Raw genomic sequence first — 494 nt, forward strand, 5'->3', positions numbered from 1 at the left:
CGCGGATGAAACGCACACCCCGGCGGCAGATTGATCAACGACGGCGGGTTACCCGGAATCGGCACCAGGTCCGCATCCGCGTCACCGTGCAACGACGGCACACTCGACAACAACCCCCACGTGTACGGATGCTGCGGCGCCCGCAACACCCGCTCCACACTCCCGTGCTCCACCGCCCGACCCGCATACATCACCAACACGTCATCAGCCACCTGACTGACCACACCCAGATCGTGAGTGATCAACACGATCGCCGACCGGAACTCCTCCTGCAAATCCGCCAACAGATCCAGGATCTGCGCCTGCACCGTCACATCAAGCGCCGTCGTCGGCTCATCCGCGATCAACAGATCCGGATCGTTCACCAGCGCCATCGCGATCATCGCCCGCTGCCGCATCCCACCCGAGAACTCATGCGGATACTGCTCGAACCGCTTCGCGGGCTGCGGGATACCGACCCGCCCCAGCATGTCCACCGCCCGGCTGCGGGCCTC

The 494-nt window shown here is 64.8% G+C and carries 1 protein-coding gene; it reads right to left on the minus strand.

Going from position 1 to position 494, the window contains the following annotated elements; genetic code table 11:
- Window positions 1-494, minus strand: a 494-nt coding sequence (locus tag IRY44_RS30465; protein WP_194803573.1) for an ABC transporter ATP-binding protein, incomplete at both ends; no start/stop codon positions are given.

The sequence above is a fragment of the Micromonospora sp. ANENR4 genome (assembly GCF_015354395.1).
Taxonomy (GTDB): Bacteria; Actinomycetota; Actinomycetes; order Mycobacteriales; family Micromonosporaceae; genus Micromonospora; species Micromonospora aurantiaca.